The following is a 4,536-nucleotide window of genomic DNA, read 5'->3' as shown; positions in this document are numbered from 1 at the left end:
TCACCCGCTACAAAACGGGTAACTTCGTTATTGGCGGGCTGATACGATGACATTAAAATAACTTTTACGTTCCACTTTGGACCGTATTCGTAGACAAGTTCCTTCTTGCCGTGGAAATCAATGTCACATAACTTAACTTTATCGTGCAGATATTCCCTGCCCCCGTCAGGCGTATCGCAGTAAAAGCGGAAACGCAAAGTACCGTTCCAATTCATGCCTATCTGAATCAGGCGGTGGAGTTCTTCCATTGTACATTCATGCGAAATAATCGCCCTCCGCCAGACTTCAAGCCCTGAAATGCTGATCTGTATCATCCGCCAAAACTGATCCTGGGAATTTTCAGATGTCTTCCCGCCATGAATCAACGTAAGGTTGCTCCTTCTAAAATTATCCATAGCGGTATTTATTAATTCTTTAATATCGGTAAAAGTATCTATCATGCTGTCCAGCGCGTTTTCCATCGCCGCGATGTCACTGTCAGAAGGAGACTCGTCAAAAGCCAAGTCTTCCAATAAAGCCGCAGCGTGCCCTTGAATTTGCGAAAGCACGATGAAGGTGTGCCGAGGAAGCCACGCGGCTTCAATCTCGCCTTTTTGCAATTTAGCGGAAAGTTCGATAACGGCGGTGTGAAGCTCCGCAACCCGCTGACGGACGGGACCCGCGCCCTGATCCAAAAAGAGCGAGTATCCTTTGTAAAAATCTTCCATGCTTTCACTGATGTAATCAGCTAACAAATCCCACTCAATTTCATCAAGATGGACAACGGGGGGGACCAAACGGTTAATTACAAGGTCAACATATTTTTCGTTACGATAAAAAGAATCTCTAATATACGAAAGAATCACAAATTCGGAAATGGGTATATTTTTTTCATAGAGCAAATCTTCTATGAATGTCCTATCGGGCGGAACCGTATAATTTTGAAGATTCGTACTGTCGGGAATTTCTTTTCCTGCGAACCAAAAACGGGTTTCTATGCCATAAGGCACGGTATCAATTCGGTTTGTTTTCTCATATAAAAATTCTTCCAGAGAATAAGCGGGTATTTCCCTCATGCGTTTTCCGCCGTACCAGTACGCGAAAGCAATCTGCTCCTCGGTGCTTGCGCCAGGCCCTAGCAGGGCAAAACTGCTTTCAAAACCGATTTCGGCGGCTTCCTGCCACTTGTCCAAATCAGCGTGCGACCATTTATCCTTCTGTACTTTTTCCAATTCAAAATGACATTCATTCCAGTTAATAATGCGGACAATAAAAATGTCTCCCGGCACAAACGAACATTCACGGTATATGCCGCGCATATCAAGCGTATGTATCGACACTTCCGGCGGATCTTCGTAAGGATCGGCATTGAACGATTCTTCATTTTCAGGATTGTCCCTTGCGATATACTGAGGGGCGAATTCTTCGCCGTATACGCAGTAGTAAGGATACAATTCCTCAGGCGGAGCTTCCGTGGTTGTTACGGGTATCGGCTCGCCCTTCCAGAAAAATTTGTAACAGTTTGGCAAAGTCAACGGATTGGCAAAGGGGACGCAACGGTGTCCGGGAATTAAAATGCCATTGAGCAATTCAAGCCGTGAGGGAGTAATAACAAACACTGCCGGTTCAAAACACGCTTTACGCGAAACCCAATGTTTATTATCTTTTCTGAAAGCGATTTTTCTAACGTCAAGATAAGCGCCTATTTCCTTCGCAAGCTGCTTGCTCGGCTTCTGCCCGGATGCCTGCACATAGACTGTAATATCGTCCAGAGTAAACGGCTCGTTGGCGTTTTCGAGAAATTCATAAAGCGCTTCTTCCTGTTCTAAATCCATTTAATTTATGATAAAATAAATTTACCTATAAAATCAATATGGAGAAATGAAAATGCAGTATGGTTATTTTGATTCTGAAAAACGGGAATATGTAATTGACAGGCCGGATACGCCGGCTCCTTGGGCGAATTATCTTGGGTCTCCTGAGTATGGCGCGATTATTTCCAACAATGCCGGAGGTTACAGTTTTGTAAAAAGCGGCGCGGCAGGGCGGCTGATCCGTTACCGCTTTAACGAACAGGACCGTCCCGGTCGGTACATTTATCTTCGCGATGACGAATCCGGCGATTACTGGTCTGCGTCTTGGCAGCCTGTCGGCAAACCGCTTGACAAGTACAAGTCGATCTGCCGTCATGGCACGGGCTACACCCAGTTGGAAGCCGATTACAAAGACATCCATTCTGAGGTCTGCTACTACGTGCCGCACTGCGCGGATTACGAAGTGTGGCGGCTAAAAATTACCAACAAAGGCGCAAAGGCAAGAAAAATATCCGTCTTTGGTTTTGTCGAATTTACCTGCGAAAGTTTTTATGAGCAGGATCAGGTAAACCTTCAATATACGCAGTTTATTACACGGACTTATTTTAAGGAAAAATTTATCCTGCAAACCATTAACGAGAATTGCCTAAACGCCGTCAACGAAAGCCGCGTAGAAACGCGCTTCTTTGGCCTTGCCGGAGCGAAGGTTGCAAGTTACTGCGGCGACCGCGCTAAATTCTTAGGCAACTACCATGACTACGGAAACCCTGTTTCTGTAGAAAACGGCAAACTTGACGGCACGCTCAACTACAACATGAACCCCTGTGGCGCTTTGCACACAACACTCGATATTGCGCCAGGCAAAAGCGCTGAGTGCGTTTTCCTACTTGGACAAAAACGTGATACGCAGGCAAAAGAACTGGTTGCCCGTTACGAGGATTCAAATCTTCCCGACCTTGAAGTTGCCGAATTAAAAAATTATTGGCACAAGAAATTGGGCAGTTTTAAAGTTACAACTCCAGATGAAAATTTTAACAACATGATCAACACATGGAACGCCTATCAGTGTTTTATTACATTTATCTGGTCTCGCGCGGCTTCGTTAATTTACTGCGGACAGCGCAACGGTTACGGCTACCGCGACACGGTGCAGGATATTCAGGGCATCATTCACCTTGATCCCGATATGGCTCTTGAAAAAATCAAGTTCATGATTTCCGCCCAAGTGAACCACGGCGGCGCTCTTCCGCTTGTGAAGTACAGTCACAACCCCGGACACGAAGACAAACCCGAAGACGAATCCTACAGCAAAAGCACAGGACACCCGTCCTATCGCGCCGATGACGCGTTATGGCTTTTCCCCACTGTTTGGAAATACATTGCCGAGACAGGCAATACCGCTTTGTTAGACGAAGTAATCCCCTACGCCGACAAAGGAAAAGATACGCTATTCAACCACTTGAAAAAAGCAATTGACTTTTCACTTAACCATTTGGGAATACACGGGCTTCCGGCGGGACTTCACGCTGACTGGAATGACTGCCTTCGCCTTGGAGCTAAGGGCGTTTCCGTATTTGTCGCGTTCCAATTGTACTACGCGTTTGAAATAATGATCCGTTTTGCAAAATTTAAAAAGGACTCCGCGACAGAAAAAGAAATGACGAAGCAAAAAAACCGTTTTGGAAAAATTATCGAAGAGCGCTGTTGGAAAGACGATCGCTTTGTGCGCGGCATCACTGAAAATGATGTTACAGTCGGAAAGAAAGACGACCCTGAAGCGAACATCTGGCTTAATCCGCAGAGTTGGGCGGTAATCAGCGGCTTCGCGGATGACGAGCGCGGCAAAGCGATACTTGATTTAGTACATAAGGAACTAAACACAAAATACGGCGCGCGCCTTATGGCTCCAGCTTACCGCAAGCACGCGTTTGACGGTGCGCTTGCCCTGCTCTTTAACCCCTCAACCAAAGAAAACGGCGGCATCTTCCTGCAATCGCAGGGCTGGATAATTCTTGCCGAAGCGTTACTTGGACGCGGAAATCGCGCCGTTGAATATTACTTGGAAAGTTGTCCCGCCGCGCAAAACGGAATTGCCGACACGCGCCTTGTGGAGCCGTATGTTTACTCGCAATTCACGGAAAGCGTAGACAGCCCGTTTGAAGGGCGCAGTCATGTTCATTGGCTGACAGGCACCGCAAGCACAGTAATGGTCGGCAGCGTAGAAGGCATTTTAGGATTGAGGCCGGACATTGACGGACTGCGTTTGTCGCCAGCGATTCCCTCAGAGTGGAAATCTTTTACAATGGAAAAAGTTTTTCGAGGCAAAAAACTTAACATAAAAGTGAATAACCCCGAGGGGCATGAAAGCGGTTGTAAAAAACTGACTGTCAACGGAGCGGCAATGGAAGGCAATTATATTCCAGCTTCGATATTGAAAGCGGAGAACGAGATAATTTTGGAAATGTGAGGTGTATATGATTTTACGAAAAGCGATGTTATTAATATTTATCTGCTTCTCAACAAAAATATTTTCGCAAGAGGCAGATGAATTATTTTTTTATATTCCAGATGAAGAGGAAATATCTAACTATCTTAATTTACACTCACATTTAGACGCATGGGATAAAAATGAAACAACCATTGACAATGAAAGTTTAGCGATAATTTTTCCTAATTATGTAGGGAAAAACACATTGGAAAGTTTATTCTTTGAGTCTTTTTTACGATGTACAAAAAACAAAGA

2 protein-coding genes and 1 pseudogene are annotated in these 4,536 nt (G+C 45.3%); 2 read left to right on the top strand and 1 reads right to left on the bottom strand.

The genetic code is table 11. The features are described 5' to 3' along the window. A partial coding sequence (locus tag ACYVRH_RS10920) for an IS1096 element passenger TnpR family protein (protein ID WP_461256944.1) occupies positions 1–1,814 on the bottom strand: 1,814 nt, incomplete at its 3' end. 46 nt (positions 1,815–1,860) lie between these two features. Between ACYVRH_RS10920 and ACYVRH_RS10915 the strand changes: the two genes are divergently transcribed. Both ACYVRH_RS10915 and ACYVRH_RS10910 read left to right on the top strand, forming a co-directional pair. After that, positions 1,861–4,260 carry a GH36-type glycosyl hydrolase domain-containing protein gene (locus tag ACYVRH_RS10915; protein WP_461256943.1) on the top strand — a complete coding sequence of 800 codons (2,400 nt, stop codon included), beginning with the start codon at positions 1,861–1,863 and terminating at the stop codon, positions 4,258–4,260. Positions 4,261–4,267: 7 nt separating this feature from the next. Next, positions 4,268–4,536 (top strand): annotated as a pseudogene (locus tag ACYVRH_RS10910) (hypothetical protein); the annotation flags it as partial.

The sequence above is a fragment of the Treponema sp. R80B11-R83G3 genome, assembly GCF_054786115.1.
The sequence above is the reverse complement of the archived record's forward strand: the minus strand, read 5'-3'. Positions and strand labels throughout refer to the sequence as shown.